Source organism: Rhodoferax sp. (assembly GCF_028688795.1).
Lineage (GTDB): Bacteria > Pseudomonadota > Gammaproteobacteria > Burkholderiales > Burkholderiaceae_C > Rhodoferax.
Map to the genome: position 1 here is coordinate 53,370 of NZ_JAQTXM010000016.1, position 17,140 is coordinate 70,509.

Sequence of the window (17,140 nt, forward strand, 5' to 3'; positions counted from 1 at the left end):
ACGACGCCACAGATCAGATCAACCCGTAGGCGTCCGCCAGCAAGAAGCCAATCAGACAAGAGGTGCTGACCCCAATCAGCCCCGGCAGGATAAAGCTGTGATTGATCACGTATTTGCCAATGTGGGTGGTGCCCGAGCGGTCAAACTGGATGGCGGCCAGGTCACTGGGGTAGGTTGGCAGGATGTAGTAACCATAAGAGGCTGCGGCAAACGCCACCACATAGCCCGGTGGCACGCCAATGGCCAGACCCACGGGAACCATGGCGCTGATGGCAGCGGCTTGGGAATTCACCAGCTTGGATACCAGCAGCAGGGCAATGGCATAAGTCCAGGGTTGGGTCTTGACCAGTTCTGTCAAAGCAGCCTTGAGTTCGGGCAAGTGCGCTTCAAACACCGTGTCGGCCATCCAGGCGATACCAAACACCGCGACCACGGCGATCATGCCGGCGCGAAACACCTCGGTTTTTCCAATGGTGGACGGGTCAGTCTTGGTGAACAAAATGATCAGCGCACCGGCCAGCAACATGAACATCTGAATGCTCAGCACCATGGACAGCGGCTTGCCTTCAAATACGGGGCGCAGGCTGGGGAAGGCGCCGAGGAAGGCTACCAACGCAATCGCGCCCAGAAAGATCCACATGGCCGTCCATTGGCTGCTGGTGAGGGTTTTGCCCATCAGTGTGGCGCTTTCGCCGTAGATGACTTTGCGTTGTTCGGGGTCGGCAATGCGTTTTTGAAACTCTGGGTCCTGGTCGAGTTCTTTGCCGCGGAACCAGCTGAAAATGCCAATCATCAGCACACCAGCCAGTGTCGATGGGATGGTGATTGACAGCACGCCGATGAAATCAATCACGTGGCCGTCCACCGGCGCTTTGGCCAGAAACGCCACCAGTGACACCACGGCCACCGACACCGGGCTGGCCAGAATGCCCATCTGGCTGGCAATCGATGACGCTGCCATGGGCCGCTCGGGCCGGATGCCATTCTTGATGGCGATGTCGTAAATGATCGGCAGCATGGTGTAGACCACATGGCCGGTGCCGCACATGATGGTCAGTGCGCAGGTGGTGAAAGGGGCCAGGATGGAGACGTATTTGGGGTTGCGGCGCAGTAGTTTCTCGGCCCCTTTGAGCATCACCTCTAACCCGCCCGAGGCTTGCAGCGTGGCCGATGCCGCCACCACCGCGATGATGGTCAGCATCACGTCCACCGGCGGTTTGCCGGGTTTCAGACCAAACACAAAGGTCATGATGACGATGCCAATGCCGCCCAGCAGCCCGAGAGCCACACCGCCTTTGCGGGCACCGTAAAAAAGACAGATCAGGATGACCGTCAGTTGCAGAAAAATGTCCATGTCCAACTCCTTCAAAGAAGATTCGACTTTAATGCGAATCAGGGTAAACCCTTGGTTTTGATCATTCGATTGGTTGATGTAAATCAAGCGGACTTCACATTCTGTAATTAATTTTTAATGTTTGACTTTGCGACTGGCTTATGCCTGCCTGGGTTCGATCCCTCGCGCCGGGGATAATCCCAACCCATGGAACTCATTACTTTTCTTCTCGACTTCATCTTGCACGTGGACAAACACCTTGAGGTGTTTGTGCAAACCTATGGCGCGTGGGCTTACGCGCTGCTGTTTTTGATCATTTTTGTCGAGACCGGCGTGGTTGTCATGCCTTTTTTGCCGGGCGACTCTTTGCTGTTCGTGGTGGGTGCCATGTGCGGTGTCGGGCTGATGAGTTACCCGGTGGCGTGCAGCTTGCTGATCGTGGCGGCCATTTTGGGCGACCAGTGCAACTACAGCATTGGCCGCTATTTCGGGCCCAAGGTGTTCAAGTGGGAAAACTCCCGCTGGTTCAATAAAGCGGCCTTTGACAGTGCGCACATGTTTTATGAAAAATACGGTGGCATCACCATCATGGCAGCACGTTTTATGCCTTTTTTGCGCACCTTCGCGCCGTTTGTGGCAGGCGTGGCGGAGATGTCGCGCCTCAAGTTCACGCTATACAACGTGGCGGGTGCACTGCTCTGGGTGCTGGGTATTTGCACCGCAGGTTACTTTTTTGGCAGTATTCCCTGGGTCAAGGCGAACCTGGACAAAATCATCTGGGCGATGATTCTGATCCCCGGTCTGATGGTGCTGGCAGGGGCTTGGCGGGCTCGCAAAAAAAGCGCTTGATGGGGGGTCATAGCGACCATCTGGATGTAAGAAAAGGGCGCCTTTTCAGACAAAACGGCGACCATACTTTTCTTCTATGAACATCAAAAAATTTGCGCTCCTGGGGCTTTTTGCCGCCGCCATCGCGGCTTTTGTGGCGCTGGACCTGGGTAGTTACCTGAGCCTGGACTACCTCAAGCAGAGTCAGTCGGATTTCTTGGACCTGTACGCCCGCCAGCCTTTCACCGTGGCTGCGGTGTATTTCGGCGTGTATGTGCTGGCCACGGCGCTGTCTTTTCCAGGGGCGACCATCATCACCCTGGCGGGCGGGGCGATTTTTGGTCTGGGCTGGGGCCTGCTGATCGTGTCGTTTGCCTCCAGCCTGGGGGCTACGCTGGCATTTTTAACCGCACGTTTTGTACTGCGCGACAGCATCGAGGCCAGGTTTGCCAAACGCCTGGCCGACATCAATCAGGGCATCGAGAAAGACGGTGCGTTTTACCTGTTCACCTTACGCCTGGTGCCATTGGTGCCGTTTTTTGTCATCAACCTGGTGATGGGCCTGACCAAGATGCGCGCTTGGGTGTTTTATGCGGTGAGCCAGCTGGGCATGCTGGCGGGCACGGCGGTGTTTGTGAATGCGGGCACGCAACTGTCACAGATCACGTCGTTGCAAGGCATTTTGAGCCCAACCCTGATTGGTTCGCTGGCGCTGCTGGGCGTGTTTCCGCTGCTGGCGCGCAAGGGCGTGGACGCCGTCAAAAAGCGCCAGGTTTATGCCCGCTGGAAGGCGGTGCGGCCCAAGACGTTCGAGCGCAATCTGGTGGTGATTGGTGCGGGCGCAGGCGGCTTGGTGTCGGCCTACATTGCGGCGGCCGTCAAAGCGAAGGTGACGCTGGTTGAAGCGCACAAGATGGGCGGCGACTGCTTGAATTATGGTTGTGTGCCGAGCAAGGCCCTGATCAAAAGCGCCCGCTTGTCACACCAGATGGCACATGCAGAACGCTATGGGTTAAATAGCTGCTCACGCAATAAAGATAAGGGCTACAAGCCAGTTTTATTTAAAAAAGTGATGGCGCGTGTCCAGGCGGTTGTTGCCTCCATTGCGCCGCATGACAGCATTGAGCGTTACACCAGCCTGGGCGTGGAGGTGCTGCAAGGCCACGCCAAAATCATCAACCCCTGGACGGTCGAGATTGCGTTGAACGATGGCGGCAAGCGGCTGCTGACCACCCGCAACATCGTCATTGCAGCCGGCGCACGCCCGTTGGTGCCGCCGCTGCCGGGTTTGAGTGACGTGGCTTATGTCACCAGCGACACCTTGTGGGACGTCTTTGCCACGCTCGATGACGCACCAAAACGCTTGGTGGTGCTGGGCGGCGGGCCGATAGGCTGCGAGCTGGCGCAAAGTTTTGCCCGTCTGGGCTCGCAGGTGACTCAGGTCGAGATGGCGCCGCGACTGATGCTGCGCGAAGACGTGGAGGTGTCCGCGCTGGTGGCGGACGCCCTGCGAGCAGACGGGGTGACGGTGCTGACCGGCCACAAGGCTTTGCGCGTCGAGGCGACCAGCGCGGCAAGTTTGCCTGGCGGTGTGCTGGTGGTGGTGCATCAGGGCATTGAGCTGCGCATTGAATTTGACCAGTTGTTATGCGCCGTGGGCCGGGTGGCGCGTCTTGATGGTTACGGGCTTGAAGAACTTGGCATCCCGACCCAGCGCACGGTTGAGATCAACGACTACCTGCAAACCATCTACCCCAACATTTATGCCGTGGGTGACGTGGCCGGGCCGTTTCAGTTCACCCACACCGCCGCCCATCAGGCCTGGTACGCGGCGGTGAACGCACTGTTTGGTGACTTCAAAAAATTCAAGGCCGACTATTCGGTCATCCCATGGGCCACTTTTACTGACCCCGAGGTGGCCCGCGTGGGCTTGAATGAGCAAGAGGCCCTGGCGCAAAGCGTGGCGTTTGAAGTGACCCGGTATGACATCGACGACCTGGATCGGCAAATCTGTGATGAAGGGCCGAACAGCCAAACCCGTGGCTTCGTCAAGGTGCTGACGGTGCCTGGCAAAGACCGCATTCTGGGCGTGACACTTGTGGGCACCCACGCTGCCGACCTGCTGGCCGAGTACGTGCTGGCCATGAAACACGGCCTGGGCCTGAGCAAAATCCTGGGCACCATCCACACCTACCCCACGCTGTCAGAGGCCAGCAAATACGCCGCGGGCGAGTGGAAGCGGGCGCACCAGCCGCACAAGCTGTTGGCTTGGGCGCGCCGCTACCATGACTGGAAACGGAACCATTTCTGATGCAACACCCCAACCAACCCATCGCCAGAGACATTGTGCTGATTGGCGGTGGCCACAGCCATGTGGTCGTGCTCAAGCGTTTTGGCATGCAGCCCGAGCCGGGTGTGCGCCTGACGGTCATCTGCACCGATGTCCACACCCCGTATTCGGGCATGCTGCCCGGCTATGTGTCGGGCCACTACAGCTATGACGACGTGCACATTGACCTGGCGCGTCTGGCCGTGTTTGCCGGCGCCCGGTTGTACCACGACGAGGTGGTGGGCATTGACCGGGTAGCGCAAAAAGTGTTGTGTCGCAACCGCCCGCCGGTGGCCTATGACTGTTTGTCGATCAACATTGGATCGACCCCGCGCCTGAGCGTGCCCGGCGCCAATGAATTTGCCACACCGGTGAAACCCATCACCCGTTTCAACCAGCGTTGGCTGGCGCTGCTGGCACGGGTTCAGCAGCACAGAGAAGGCCTGTTGCGCATTGCCGTGGTGGGGGCCGGGGCGGGTGGTGTGGAGCTGCTTTTGTCCATGCAATACCGCTTGCGTCAAGAGCTGACATCGCGCGGGCGTGATCCTGAACTGCTGCAGTTTCACCTGCTCAGTGCGGCCGACAGCATCATGCCGACGCACAACGCCCGGGTGCGCCAAAAGTTTGTCAGCGTGCTGGCCGAGCGTGGTGTGCAGGTGCACATTAACGCTGAGGTGACCCGAGTTGAGGCGGCGCAGCTGCTCTGCGCCAACGGCCTGGCGCTTGAGGCTGATGAGGTCATGTGGGTCACGCAAGCGTGCGGTGCTGCGTGGTTGCAAGGGACCGGCTTGGCCTTGAACGAAGGCGGGTTTGTACAGGTGAATAACCAGCTGCAAACACTCACTGACCCGGCCATCTTTGCCGCAGGTGACATCGCCGACATGCAAAACTACCCGCTGGAAAAAGCCGGTGTGTTCGCCGTGCGCATGGGCCGGCCGCTGGCAGACAACTTGCGCCTGAGTGTGCAGGGGCGTGCGCTGCAAACCTACCGTCCGCAATCGCGCTGGCTGGCCTTGATCAGCACCGGTAACCGCTACGCCGTGGCCTCGCGTGGTGCCCTGGGTTTTTGGGGCGATTGGGTGTGGCGCTGGAAAGACTGGATTGACCAGCGTTTCATGCGCAATTTCTCCGAATTTCCGGCCATGCCGGCCAAGGTCGCTGCCACGCCCGGCAGCTCCCAGATGCTGCTGGCCCTGAAGCCGGACGAAGCCTTGCAAGCCATTTCGGCCGTGGCCATGCGCTGTGGCGGCTGCGGCGCCAAAGTGGGGGCCACGGTGCTGTCACGGGCGCTGAGCCAGCTGCCCGTGGTGCCACGCGGCGATGTGCTGATTGGCCTGCATGACCCGGACGACGCCGCTGTGGTGCGCGTGCCGCCGGGCCAGGCGCTGGTGCATTCGGTGGACTTTTTCCGCGCCTTTATTGACGACCCCTACCTGTTTGGCAAAGTCGCGGCCAACCATGCTTTGGGCGATATTTTTGCCATGGGCGCGCAGCCGCAAACCGCCACCGCCATCGCCACGTTGCCGCCCGGGATGGAAACCAAAGTGGAGGACCTGCTGTTTCAAATGATGAGCGGCGCTGTGGCGGTGCTCAACGAGGCGGGCTGCGCGCTGGTGGGCGGCCACACCGGCGAGGGCAGTGAGCTGGCGCTGGGTTTTGCTGTGAACGGGCTGATTGACGAATGTTTGGTCAACGTCACGCGCAAGGGTGGCATGCAGCCGGGCGATGTGCTGGTATTGACCAAGCCCCTTGGCACCGGCACGTTGTTTGCTGCGCACGCGCAAGTGGCTGCCAAGGGCCGCTGGATTGATGCCGCACTGCAGTCCATGCTGCAGTCCAACCGCCAGGGTGCCCAGTGCCTGCGTGAATTTGGTGCCACCGCCTGCACCGATGTGACCGGCTTTGGCCTGCTCGGCCATCTGGTGGAAATGACCCAACCGTCGGGCGTGGATGCAGAGATTGTGTTGTCGGCCTTGCCTTTGCTGGACGGTGCGCAGGACACTGTGGCGGCGGGCATAGTGAGCTCATTGCAAGCGGCCAATGTGCGCCTGCGGCGGGCGTTGCGCAACCAGGATGCGTTCGTCAGTCACCCGCGTTACCCGCTGATTTTTGACCCGCAAACAGCCGGCGGCCTGCTCGCCAGTGTGCCCGCTGAAAACGCCAAGGCGTGCCTGGCCGCCTTGCAGGGCTTGGGCTATGACCACGCCGCCATCATCGGACGTGTGTTGCCGCAAGGCGATGCGCAACCCCCTATTTCACTGACACCATGACCCAAGCTGCTCTTCTGACGCCTCCCGCCCTATGTCAACAGCGAGTCGCGCACTTGCTTTCAAGCGGCACACGCCAAATACTTGCCATCGTCGCGCAGCCGGGTGCCGGCAAATCGACTCTGGCCCAGGCGCTGCTGGCGCACTATGGAGACGCGGTTCAAGTGGTGCCCATGGACGGCTTTCATCTGGCTAACAGCGAGCTTGAGCGCCTGGGTCGGCGCAGCCGAAAAGGTGCGCCAGACACCTTTGATTCCGCTGGGTTTGTCAACCTGCTGCAACGCATCAAGCACCAAAAGCCGGGTGATGGCGCGGTGTACGCCCCTGAGTTCCGACGTGACATTGAAGAAGCCATTGCCGGTGCCATTGCGGTGCGGGCCAGCACGCCGCTGGTCATCATCGAGGGCAATTACCTGTTGATGGACGATGCCCCATGGTGTCAGGTACGTGAGGTGGTGGACGATTCCTGGTTTCTGGAGGTGCCCGATGAGTTGCGCCAAGCCCGGCTACTGGCGCGTCACATGCAATTTGGCCGAAGTGAGCAGCAAGCGCTGGACTGGATCGCCAGCACGGATGAGCCCAACGCGGTGCGAATTGCGCAAACTCGCAAGCACGCCAGCTTGTGTATGCCGTGGCATTGAAGCATCAGCCGTTGATGTAGTTTGCAGACCAATCAGTCGATGCTTTTCTTCATCACTCGTTGAGTTTTGATTGGGTGGTTTTGATGCCTATGACAGTGACTGGTTGTCAGCAGTGCAGTGTTACCCGTCACCCGCGAATACCCGCAATGTGGAAGTCAAAGTGCGAATCGAATCACAGCTCGGCTGCTTTTGCTCAATCAAAACTTCTCCGCTTGGCCTCACGAAGTCGGTACAAATAGCGATCCACCTCAGTCCGGACTTCGTCTCTCGCAGCGGACGGGATCTCAGTCATTGCGTCCTTCAATGCCAATGAAATCATTACCTAGGAATCTCGAATTTCGCCCAGCGTGCGCCGCTCCGGGCTCTTGTAGGCTTTGTCCATGGCTGCCGGGGCGCGAACTGCGCTGGGGCGCAGGGCGGCACTGTGTTGACTGTTAATGCCTCCCAGATTGAACACCACCACCGTCTGCACCAAATCCTGCGATTGACTCTTCAAGCTGCTGGCGGCTGCCGCCATTTCCTCCACCAGTGCGGCATTTTGCTGGGTGGTCTGGTCGATGCTGGTGATGGCATCACCGACCTGCGACACCTCAGAGGCCTGTTCACGACTGGCGGCCGTGATTTCTCCAACAATGTCGGTCAGGCGCTGGATACTGCTCACGACTTCATTCATGGTGGCTCCAGCCTGATCCGCCAACACAGTGCCCTGCTCCACACGTTCCACACTGGTGTTGATCAAGACTTTGATCTCTTTGGCTGCTTCAGCCGACCGGCCGGCCAATGAACGCACTTCGCTTGCGACCACCGCAAAATCACGACCCTGTTCCCCGGCGCGGGCGAATCGTCATAAGCGCGATCTTTAACCACTTTGCCCCAATCCATACGCAAACGCTTCAGTACCGCACGTCCACACCCCGTCCCATGAGTGCGAAAGCGCCAACCGAGGCTGGAATGAAGCGGGCCAGTATGTGTCCCACGATTCAAAAACGCCACCACTGACTTGTCACCAATGAACTGCCCGTTCAAATCTCCTCCGACTTGCTCGGAAAAAACCGACTGGAAACAGGATAAGCTTGCTGATCGCGGGATTAATATCGCATACAGAGTGCAAGATTTTCATATTTTCCCGACTTCAATGAGGACAACGTGGTGCTGCTTTATCAAAAATATCGAATCGCACTACGGCCGATCTTCTGGATATTGTTGGTTTTAGCGGCAATTCAGATCTTTGTCTGGTTGGCCCCACCACTTTTTTCGGCCAAGGGAATAGCCAACTACGCCCCTCTTCATACCCTGCTCGAATTCATCGCCATCGTTATAGCCGTTCTGGTGTTTGCAGTGGGATGGGGCGCCTACGATAAGGAGCGTCCGAGCAACTTCATGTTGCTTGCCTGCACCTTTGGCGGCGTGGCAATACTCGATCTGCTGCACGCGCTGTCGTACCCGGGTATGCCCGATTTTGTGACGCCCAGTGGGACAGAAAAAGCGATTGATTTTTGGCTTGCGGCGCGAGCACTTTGTGCGTTGGGCTTGCTGGCTATCGCGTTTTTGCCATGGCGGCAGACGCGATCCGCCCTTACACGCTGGGTGGTGCTGGCTGGAATGCTGTTGCTGGTGGCCACTGTGGGCTGGATCGGCTTGCTGCAACCGGATTGGACACCCTCGACCTTTATCCCCGGACGCGGATTGACCGCCTTCAAGGTCAACAGCGAATACATTCTTTGTGCCATCTACATCATTGCTGCCTTAAGGTTCCTGCAGCAAATGCGCCTGCCCCAGCCTTATGACGTGACAGGCTTGTTTGCCGCCGTTAGCGTGATGGCGTTAAGTGAGATCTTTTTCACCCTCTATGCCGACGTCACCGATGTATTCAATCTACTCGGTCATATGTATAAAGTCATTGCCTATGGCTTTATTTACAACAGCATTTTTATCGACAGCATCAGGACGCCTTATCAGCGGCTGTATGAATCCAAGAACTTGCTACAGACCGTGATTGACGCGATTCCCGTGCGCGTTTTTTGGAAAGACCTCGAACAACGCTATCTGGGTTGCAACACGCTTTTTGCTTCTGATGCCGGAAAAGGCACCCCAAAAAACGTGATCGGCAAAGACGACTACCAAATGGCTTGGCGCGAGCAAGCCGAGTTTTATCGTGCTGACGACCACCAGGTCATGCAAGCCGATCTTCCCAAACTCGGCTTTGAAGAGCCGCAGACACGAAGCAGTGGGGAGCAAATCTGGCTGCGCACGTCCAAAGTGCCCCTCCACAATGAAACCAACGATGTGATCGGCGTACTCGGTATTTACGAAGACATCACCGAGCGCAAAGCTGCCGAAGTCCAACTGCGAAAGCTGTCGCAGGCTGTGGAACAAAGTTCGGAAAGTATTGTTATCACCAACCTTGAGGCGAAGATCGAATACGTCAATGAAGCCTTTGTCCGAAATACCGGGTACAGCCGGGAAGAGGCGATCGGCCAGAATCCACGCGTTCTGCAATCAGGTAACACCCCCAAGGAGACCTATGCTGCCTTGTGGAAGGCCGTGACCGAAGGCCAATCCTGGAGCGGCGAGTTCAATAACAAGCGCAAGGACGGTAGCCAATTTACCGAATTGGCGGTCATCTCGCCGATCCGTCAGAACGACGGCTTGATGACTCACTATGTGGCAGTGAAATCTGACATCACCGACCGAAAGGCTGCTGAGGACAAGATCTACACACTTGCCTTCTACGATGCATTGACCAAGCTGCCAAACCGTCGCCTCCTACTGGACCGCCTGCAACATGCATTGGCTTCGAGTAGCCGCACGCAAAGAAACGGCGCTTTGTTGTTGATTGATCTGGATAATTTCAAAACCATCAACGACACCCTTGGCCATGACATTGGCGATTTGTTACTGCAGCAGGTGACCCAGCGATTAATCAGTTGCATCCGCGAAGGTGATACCGTGGCGCGCCCCGGCGGTGATGAATTCCTGATGATTTTGGAAGATCTAAACGAAAACCCGCAGGACGCGGCAGCCCAAGCAAAAATGGTGGGCGAGAAAATCCTTGCTGCGCTCAACCAGCCTTACCAACTGGCCAATTATTCGCATGTCAGCACACCAAGTATCGGGGTCACCTTGTTTGGAAATCAGAAGGTGGCCGTTGATGAATTGTTAACGCAGGCCGAGTTGGCCATGTACCAGTCCAAAGCTGCAGGGCGCAACACCCTGCGCTTTTTCGACCCCAAGATGCAAGCCGTGGTGACAACACGCGCCATGCTCGAAGCAGATATGCGAGAAGCCATTCTGAAAGAACAGTTTGTTCTGTATTACCAGGCACAGGTGACTGGCGCCGGACAACTGACGGGCGCAGAGGTGTTGCTTCGGTGGAAACATCCTGTACGTGGCATGGTGTCACCGGCCGAATTTATTCCTATGGCCGAAGATACCGGATTAATTCTGCCAATTGGTCACTGGGTACTGGAAACGGCCTGCACCCAATTGGCAATTTGGGCCGACCATCCAGCTTTCGCCTATCTCAAGGTGGCGGTCAATGTCAGTGCGCGCCAGTTGCACCAGAATGACTTTGTCGAGCAGGTGCTTGAAACTATTCAACGCACTGGTGCCAGACCTGAGCGACTCAAGCTCGAACTCACTGAAAGTATGCTGGTAAACGATGTGGAGGCCATCATTGGAAAAATGACTGCCCTCAAGACCAACGGGGTAGGTTTTTCGCTCGATGATTTTGGCACCGGCTATTCGTCCCTGGTCTACCTTAAACGCTTGCCGCTGGATCAACTCAAGATCGATCAGGGATTTGTACGCGACATTCTGGTTGACCCCAATGACGCGGCCATTGCCAAGATGGTTATTGCACTGGCAGAAAGCATGAACCTAGCGGTTATTGCGGAGGGGGTGGAGACTGTTGGTCAGCGCGATGTACTAGCGGAGATGGGGTGTCATGATTATCAGGGTTACCTGTTCAGTCGACCACTCCCACTGGAAGCGTTTGAGGCGTTTGTGAACCGCTGTTTAACCGCCGCTGAATGACGGCATGAGAGCGATCATTTTGAAAAGTTGGGTGTCAGCTTAGGGTCTTGCCAGTCCTCGGTGGCGCATGCGGAGTCGGCATTCAGCGTCGCAAGCCCATCACCTGCCCAGGATCAAACAGGGTTGTCTTGCCAATCGCTTATCTCAATTACTCGCCCGCCTGGCGGCACATCGGCCGGGTCGTGTGTGACCAGCAGGGTGGGAATGCGTTGACGCTCAATTTGCTCAAACACCAGGGCGCGAAACTGGGTGCGCAACGCCGCGTCGAGCTTGGAAAATGGCTCGTCCAGCAGCAGCGCCTGGGGTTGGGACAGCAGTGTGCGCATCAGGCTGACGCGCGCGCGCTGGCCGCCTGACAGCGTGGCCGGGTCGCGGTCATGAAAACCGGCCAAACCCATGTCGGAGAGCGTTTGCTCGATGTGGCCGCGGCGCTCCTGCTTTTTTGAGAATGCTGAGGGCAGCGCAAAGGCCAGGTTTTGCCCCACGCTTAGATGGGCAAACAGCAGGTCGTCCTGAAACAGCAGGCCCAGGCGGCGCTGCTCAATTGGCAGGCCATCAAGGCGTTGTTCGTTCAGCCACAGCTCGCCGGTGGCGGTAAACGCGGGGTCAAGGTCGCCAATCATCCAGTTCAACAGCGTCGATTTGCCCGAGCCGGACACGCCCGCTAGGGTGACGATTTCACCGGCTTGCACCGACAGGTTCAGGTCTGTCAGCAGCGGGTGGGGGCCACGTGTCAGGGTCAAATGCTTGATGTGCAGCATGTCAGCGCCATCCTTTTCGGTGTTGGCCTGCCCAATAGGGCAACAGGGCTGCCAGGCCAAAAGCGGCCAAGGGCAAGGCAATTTGCAGCAGGGCTTGCACCGCCAGCACGCGCCGGTTGCCGCCAGCGCTCAAGGCCACGGCTTCGGTGGTGACGGTGACAAACCGGCCACCGCCAGCAAACAATGTGGGTAAATACTGCGCCACACTTACCGTAAAACCCACGGCCAGCGTGGCCAGAATGGGCCGCAACAGCAGCGGCCATTTCACGCGCAGGCAAGATTGAGAGCGGCTGCAGCCTAAAGCGCGGGCACTGGTTAGTAGGCGGGCATCAAACGCCCGATAAGCGCCCACCAGGGTCAGCACCATGTAGGGCAGCACCCACAACAAATGGCTCCACACCAGACCTGCCACGGTGCCGTCCAGGTTCAGGTGCAGCAGCGATGCATATTGGCCCGCCACCAGGGGCAGGCTGGGGATGATCAGTGGCAGGTAAAGCGCGGCGTTGAGTTGCCGGGGGCCCCATTCGAGCCAGACCAGCGCGGCAGGCAGGCACAACAAGCTGGCCGCGCTGGCCAGCCACAGCGTGGTCCAGAACGGTGCCCAGTCGGCGCTCAGCCAACTATGCCAAGACAGGCTGTCAGGCCACAGGGCCGGAAAAAACCAGGTTTCGGCAAACGACCAGACCAGCAGCACCGCCACCACCAAATAGCCCGTGGCATACAGCGGTGTGTGCAGGTTAAGCCAGCGCAGGGCACGCGTTGGGTGGCGCATGCCGCTGGGGTAAGCCCGGTGGGCTTGCCGCCATTGCCAAAAGCTGTGCACCGCAGCGGCTACCAGCAACAGAATCAGCAACAAAACCACGGATGCAGCGCTGCCCATGGCTTGAAAAGCGGGGTCTGGGTTGCTCAGCCAGCGCCAGATCAGTACGGCCAGCGTGGGTGGTGTGTTGGGTCCCAGGATGATGGCCATGTCAACCACCGACAAGCCATAGGCCAGCACTGCCACCAGCGGCCAGGCCAGTCGCGGCAGCAGTTGCGGCCACAAAATCAGCCGCCAGACTTGCAGCCTGCCGTAGCCCAGCGCGCGCGCCGCCACCATTCGACGACGTAACTGTTGTTCGCCCAGCAGCGCCGCCAACACCCAGAGTAAAAACCAGCTTTCTTTGATGGCCAGCGCCAGCGCCAGGCTCAACCCGTATGGGTCTTGCACGGTGACCCAGTCCGGCGGTGATGTCCATTGAAGAAACTGGGCTGTAGCCCTTGCCAACCAACCGGAAGGCGCTATCAAAAAAAACAAGCCCACGGCAAAGGCGGCGTGTGGCACGGCCAGCAGCAGTGGCAAACGCCGCTGCAATCTCAGCCACATAGCGCCAGGGTAGTGCAGGGTGACCAAGGCAACAGCCAGCGCAAACGCCAGCCCGCTGCCCAACAGGGATGACACCAGGGTGGCGCGCAAGGCCTGGGGCCATTCGGCGTTTTGCCAAAGCGCCAGCCAGACGGCGGTGTCCAGTGTGGGTGCCATGGCCCACACCAAGCCGGGTAACACCGGGCCAAAGATCAACAAAACCGGCAAAGCGGCGAGCAGCGTGCGTCGGGTGTCTGCCGAAGCGTGGACTTGGGGTTTTGCCAAATCAAGGAGGAGGCTCGGGCCAGCCCCAAGCTGGGGGACATCCGCAGCGTCGGACACCCGACGTGCGCTGCGGTCTACGCCAAAATCAGCAGGCATGTCACGCAGGCATCACACATCAACGCGCGCCGTAGCGTTTGAGCCATTCGGCTTCCAGCGACTCGACCCAGCTGGCGTGGGGCTCGGCCAGCGTGGGCACGGGTTCGGTCAAGGCGCCTGGCGGCTTGGCGCGCATGGCTGTTTGCAGGGCCACCGGAATTTTGGTCACGTCCAACACCGTGCCATCGCCCCACACGCGGGTGTCGGCCTTGTGCGCCTGGGCCTCGGTTGACAAGAGAAAGTTGGCAAACACCTGCGCCCCGGCTTTGGCCTTGGCATTAACCGGTATGGCGATGAAATGCACGTTGCCGATGGTGCCATTGGTAAACCCAAAGCTGTAGGCGCTGGCGGGCAGCTGTTTGCTGGCGATCAGGTTGGCGGCTTCGTTGGGGTTGAAGGTGAGGGACAGCTTTAATTCGCCATCAGCCAGCATGCGGTGCATTTCAGCCGCGCTGGACGGAAAGGTTTTGCCGTCGCGCCACAGGTTGGGGTGCAGCTTGTCCAGATAGGCCCACAGCGGCTGGGTTGCTGTGGCAAATGCTTGCGGGTTCACGGGTTGTTGCAGTGCGGCACGCTCAGGGCTCAGATCCAGCAGCAGTTGCTTGACAAACGTGGTGCCATGAAAGTCGGGCGGCTTGGGGTAACTGACCCGGCCCGGGTTGGCTTGGGCAAAGCTCAGCCACTCAGCCGCCGAGCGTGGTGGCGTGGGTGTTTTGGCGCGGTCGGCAATGAAGGTGAGTTGCGCCGTGCCCCAGGGTGCTTCAAAGCCTTGGGTGGGGATGGAAAAATCGCTGCGCACCGGCTTGTTCAGGTCAACCAGGCCCCAGTTGGGCAGGCTCTCGGCCCAGGGGCCAAACAGCAGATTGTTGGTTTTCAGGTTGCGGAAGTTCTCGCCGTTGACCCACATCAGGTCAACCGAGCCGTCTGTCTTGCGGCCCGCCGCCAGTTCGGTTTGCACGCGTTTGACCACGTCTGCGGCATCGGTCACTTTCACATGTTTCACCTCGACACCGTAACGTGCCTTCACTTCTTTGGTAGCCCAGGCGATGTAGGCGTTGATGGCTTCACCGCCGCCCCAGGCGTTGAAGTACACGGTTTGCCCTTTGGCCTCGGTCTGAATTTGTGACCAATCGGCGTGGGCCACGTGCGGCAAGGCTAGGCTCAGGGTGAGCACAGCAAGCGGCGTAAGAGCGGTGAATTTCATGCGGGGAACTCCGGGAGGGCGGTTTAAATTGAATCGGTCGAGCCGAGACCTGAAATTCTTACAGACAGGGTCGGTGGCAGGTCACACCGTGCGATTCCGTGCCAGCGGTGGGTTCCTGGAGAAATAGCGCTCAATGCCGCGCATCAGTGCATCGGCCAGTTGGTCCTGGTAGGCGTCGCTGTTGAGTTTGGCTTCTTCATCGGGGTTGCTAATGAAGGCGGCTTCGACCAGCACGCTGGGAATGTCGGGGGCTTTCAGCACGGCAAACCCGGCTTGCTCAACGCGCGGCTTGTGCAGCTTGCCAACCCGGCCAATCTCGCCCAACATGGCACCGCCCAACAGCAGGCTGTCCTTGATTTGTGCGGTGGTGCTCATGTCGAGCAGGGCGCGTTTGACCTGCATGTCTTTGGCCTTGACGTTCAGCCCGCCGACTTGGTCGGCCTTGTTTTCTTTGGCTGCCATCCAGCGCGCTGCGGTGCTGGACGCGCCGCCCTGGCTCAGGACAAACACGCTGGCACCTTGCGGGTTCGGGGTAAAAAACGCATCGGCGTGAAGGCTGATGAACAGGTCGGCCTGCACCCTGCGCGCTTTGGCCACGCGGATGTGCAAGGGTACAAAGAAGTCAGCATCACGCGTTAAAAAAGCCCGCATGGCGTTGCCGTTGACTGAAGCCGCATTGATGCGTTCGCGCATGCGGTGCGCCAGCCGCAGCACCACGTCTTTTTCACGCGTTCCGCCCGGGCCAATGGCGCCCGGGTCTTCGCCACCGTGGCCAGCGTCCAGCGCAATGATGATGAGCCGGTCAGTGGCCGCAGGGGAGGGCACGCTCATGCTTTGTGGCAGTGGTTTTTTTAAGTCTTTTTGACCTCTAGACCTCGTCGATGTTGCGCTATCAGCTATTAAAGGTGTAGTGTTTGAATGCATTGTGCCTGCGACTGGAGCAGGTGCTGCCGGGGACGTGGGCCTTGCCCTTTGGGCCATCAACTCGCCCAGCGGGTCGAGTGCCAGTGCGCTGGTCGGTGCGCCCGATGCTTCTTTCAGCCGCTCGGCAATCAGGGCTTCCAGTGGGTCGGCCACCTGGGTCGGGTACAGGTCAAACACCAGCCGGTGCTGGTAAGCGGCCACCGGGGACAGGTTAAACACCTGTGGTGTCACCATTTGTTTCAGGTCCACCACTAGGCGCACCACGCTGGGGCCAAACTGCCCGACGCGAATGCCGTTGATGGTCGGGTCACCGGCACCTACCTTGGCCACCAGTTCCTTCAAGGCCGGGTTCAGGTCAATGCCGCGCACATCCACCGCCAAACGCGGCGGGTTGGGTATGAAGGTCTGACTGAAGCTAAGCAGCGTGTCGGATTCGATCGTGACGCGTGAGTAGTCAGGTGCTGGCCACACCCGCACCGCCAAAATTGTTGCACCACGCGCCAGGTGTTGCATACCCAGCAGCAGCACGACGGCGCCCGATTGCAGCAGCTGGCGGCGTTTCATGGTGCGTTGTGCTCGCTGGTGATACCCAAGCCGCTCAGCAGCGCAGCGCCCACAGCGGTGTGGGCGGTCAGGGTAACTTGGCGGGACTCATCTTCAGTTACGCCCAGTTGCACCACCAGATCAGCCTTTGGCACGCAGCCAGCGACGTTTTCTGGCCACTCGGCCAGTTTGAGGCCGGGGCTGGCAAAGATGTCGCGAAAGCCGGCCTCAATCCACTCGCGCGGGTCGGAGAAACGGTAAAAGTCAAAATGCCAGATGTTGAGATCATGCAACTCATAGGGCTCAACTACGGCGTAGGTCGGGCTTTTGATGCGCCCTTGCACCCCAAGTGCGCGCAGCAAGTGGCGTACCAGCGTGGTCTTGCCGGCGCCCAGATCGCCTTGAAGTTCGATATAGGCCAAGCGCACTTGCGGCTGCGCGGCCAAGGCAAGCGCAAAGCGCGCTGTGGCGGCTTCGTCCGGCCAGTGCAGGGTTTTTACAATGGGCAGGTGAACAGCACCAGTCAAATCAGCGGCAGTCAATGGGTCT

Annotated in this window: 11 protein-coding genes and 1 pseudogene; 5 read left to right on the plus strand and 7 right to left on the minus strand. The window is 58.9% G+C overall.

Annotated features, from left to right (window positions below):
- Positions 1 to 13 precede the first annotated feature (13 nt).
- A complete protein-coding gene (locus tag PHQ58_RS13185) occupies positions 14 to 1,354 on the minus strand; it encodes an anaerobic C4-dicarboxylate transporter (protein ID WP_300111663.1) in 1,341 nt (446 codons plus the stop codon).
- Positions 1,355 to 1,540: 186 nt separating this feature from the next.
- On the opposite strand from PHQ58_RS13185, the gene PHQ58_RS13190 reads away from it, so the two are divergent.
- From PHQ58_RS13190 to PHQ58_RS13205, 4 genes are all read left to right on the plus strand, one after another.
- Positions 1,541 to 2,182 (plus strand): DedA family protein, encoded by a 642-nt coding sequence (locus PHQ58_RS13190; RefSeq protein ID WP_300111665.1) that lies wholly within the window; start codon positions 1,541 to 1,543, stop codon positions 2,180 to 2,182.
- A gap of 76 nt (positions 2,183 to 2,258) precedes the next feature.
- Entirely contained in the window at positions 2,259 to 4,472 is a 2,214-nt protein-coding gene (locus tag PHQ58_RS13195; RefSeq protein WP_300111667.1) for an FAD-dependent oxidoreductase, read from the plus strand.
- On the plus strand, positions 4,472 to 6,760 hold the full coding sequence (gene selD, locus PHQ58_RS13200; protein ID WP_300111669.1) for a selenide, water dikinase SelD: 2,289 nt from the start codon (positions 4,472 to 4,474) through the stop codon (positions 6,758 to 6,760). Before PHQ58_RS13195 ends, selD begins: the two co-directional genes overlap by 1 nt.
- Positions 6,757 to 7,398 carry a nucleoside/nucleotide kinase family protein gene (locus PHQ58_RS13205; RefSeq protein WP_300111671.1) on the plus strand — a complete coding sequence of 214 codons (642 nt, stop codon included), beginning with the start codon at positions 6,757 to 6,759 and terminating at the stop codon, positions 7,396 to 7,398. The genes selD and PHQ58_RS13205 overlap by 4 nt, the downstream gene beginning before the upstream one ends.
- Positions 7,399 to 7,720: 322 nt before the next feature.
- Here the strand turns inward: PHQ58_RS13205 and PHQ58_RS13210 are convergent.
- Positions 7,721 to 8,236: pseudogene (locus PHQ58_RS13210) on the minus strand (methyl-accepting chemotaxis protein); the annotation flags it as partial.
- Positions 8,237 to 8,544: 308 nt separating this feature from the next.
- On the opposite strand from PHQ58_RS13210, the gene PHQ58_RS13215 reads away from it, so the two are divergent.
- Entirely contained in the window at positions 8,545 to 11,433 is a 2,889-nt protein-coding gene (locus PHQ58_RS13215; protein WP_300111673.1) for an EAL domain-containing protein, read from the plus strand.
- A gap of 113 nt (positions 11,434 to 11,546) precedes the next feature.
- Here PHQ58_RS13215 and PHQ58_RS13220 read toward each other — a convergent pair whose 3' ends face one another.
- From PHQ58_RS13220 to tsaE, 5 genes are all read right to left on the minus strand, one after another.
- Positions 11,547 to 12,194 carry an ATP-binding cassette domain-containing protein gene (locus PHQ58_RS13220; RefSeq protein WP_300111675.1) on the minus strand — a complete coding sequence of 216 codons (648 nt, stop codon included), beginning with the start codon at positions 12,192 to 12,194 and terminating at the stop codon, positions 11,547 to 11,549.
- Between the two features lies 1 nt (position 12,195).
- Positions 12,196 to 13,920 carry an ABC transporter permease gene (locus PHQ58_RS13225; protein ID WP_300111677.1) on the minus strand — a complete coding sequence of 575 codons (1,725 nt, stop codon included), beginning with the start codon at positions 13,918 to 13,920 and terminating at the stop codon, positions 12,196 to 12,198.
- A 19-nt stretch (positions 13,921 to 13,939) separates the two neighbouring features.
- Positions 13,940 to 15,124 (minus strand): ABC transporter substrate-binding protein, encoded by a 1,185-nt coding sequence (locus tag PHQ58_RS13230; RefSeq protein WP_300111679.1) that lies wholly within the window; start codon positions 15,122 to 15,124, stop codon positions 13,940 to 13,942.
- A gap of 81 nt (positions 15,125 to 15,205) precedes the next feature.
- Entirely contained in the window at positions 15,206 to 16,612 is a 1,407-nt protein-coding gene (locus tag PHQ58_RS13235) for an N-acetylmuramoyl-L-alanine amidase (protein ID WP_300111681.1), read from the minus strand.
- Positions 16,609 to 17,118, minus strand: coding sequence for a tRNA (adenosine(37)-N6)-threonylcarbamoyltransferase complex ATPase subunit type 1 TsaE (gene tsaE, locus PHQ58_RS13240; RefSeq protein ID WP_300111744.1), 510 nt, complete (start codon positions 17,116 to 17,118; stop codon positions 16,609 to 16,611). Before tsaE ends, PHQ58_RS13235 begins: the two co-directional genes overlap by 4 nt.
- Positions 17,119 to 17,140: the final 22 nt, after the last annotated feature.